The 1,083-nt window shown below is 63.7% G+C and carries 1 protein-coding gene; it reads left to right on the top strand.

Features of this window, described 5'->3' with window-relative positions; translation table 11 throughout:
- The first annotated feature begins 50 nt into the window (after nt 1–50).
- Entirely contained in the window at nt 51–1,076 is a 1,026-nt protein-coding gene (locus G7Y82_RS21140; RefSeq protein WP_168150122.1) for an IS30 family transposase, read from the top strand.
- The last annotated feature ends 7 nt before the right edge of the window (nt 1,077–1,083 follow it).

Raw genomic sequence — 1,083 nt, 5'->3', positions numbered from 1 at the left:
CTTAGCCTCAACCATCAAGTGCAACACCCGCAGTCAGATAAGGTGTTGCGATGGGCGAAATTTACAAGCACTTGAGTTCAGAAGAGCGCGCGGTGATCCAGATCGAACACCGCCGTGGGACAAGCCTGCGGGCGATCGCACGCCGGCTTGGTCGTAGCGCGGCGACGGTGTCGCGCGAGCTGTTTCGCAATGGTGCTGCCGATGGGACATCGTACGATGCAACCGCAGCAGCATGCAGCTATCGGCGTCGGCGTGAGCGCAGCGTGCGCCGGCGCAAGTTGACCGAGGGCGGCTGGCTGCATCAGCACGTTCGGGACCGTCTGGTGTACCGGCGCTGGTCGCCGCAGCAGATTGCCGCCAGACTGAAGCGCATGTTCCCCGATGATCCGGCCCGGCAGGTCAGCCACGAAACGATCTATGCCGCGATCTATGCGTATCCACGCGGATCGCTCAAGCAGGCGTTGATCGACGCCCTGCGGCAAGGCAAGCCGCAGCGCGGGCGTCGGCGCACGACGGCGGCGAGCGCCGCGTTTGTCCCGGAAGCGCTGCGCATTGTGCATCGGCCCGAGGCGATTGCCACACGCCAGTTGCCCGGCCATTGGGAGGGCGACCTGATCAAAGGCGCCTTCAACCGCTCGGCGGTCGGCACGCTGGTCGAGCGCAGGACCCGCTTCGTGGTGCTGTGCCGGATGGACGGCTGTACCGCGCAGAACGCGCTGGAAGGTTTTACCCGACAGATGAAGAAACTGCCGTCGTTTCTACGCGAGAGCCTGACCTACGATCGGGGCAGCGAACTGGCCTGCCATGCCGAGCTGTCCCGGCGTTTGAAGCTGGATATCTGGTTCGCCGACCCACACGCCCCCTGGCAGCGCGGCAGCAACGAGAACACCAACGGATTGCTGCGTCAGTTTCTGCCCAAGGGAGCGGATCTGTCGCAGGCCAGCCAGACGCATCTGAACGATATCGCGCGTCTTCTCAACGGCCGACCGCGAAAGACGCTGGACTGGCAGACCCCGGAAGAGGCCATGGCCCAGGAAATGGCCGATTACGCAAAACGTGTTGCTCTTGATTCTTGAGACCGCT

It is taken from the genome of Solimonas marina (genome assembly GCF_012241385.1).
Lineage (GTDB): Bacteria > Pseudomonadota > Gammaproteobacteria > Nevskiales > Nevskiaceae > Solimonas > Solimonas marina.
The sequence above is the reverse complement of the archived record's forward strand: the minus strand, read 5'-3'. Positions and strand labels throughout refer to the sequence as shown.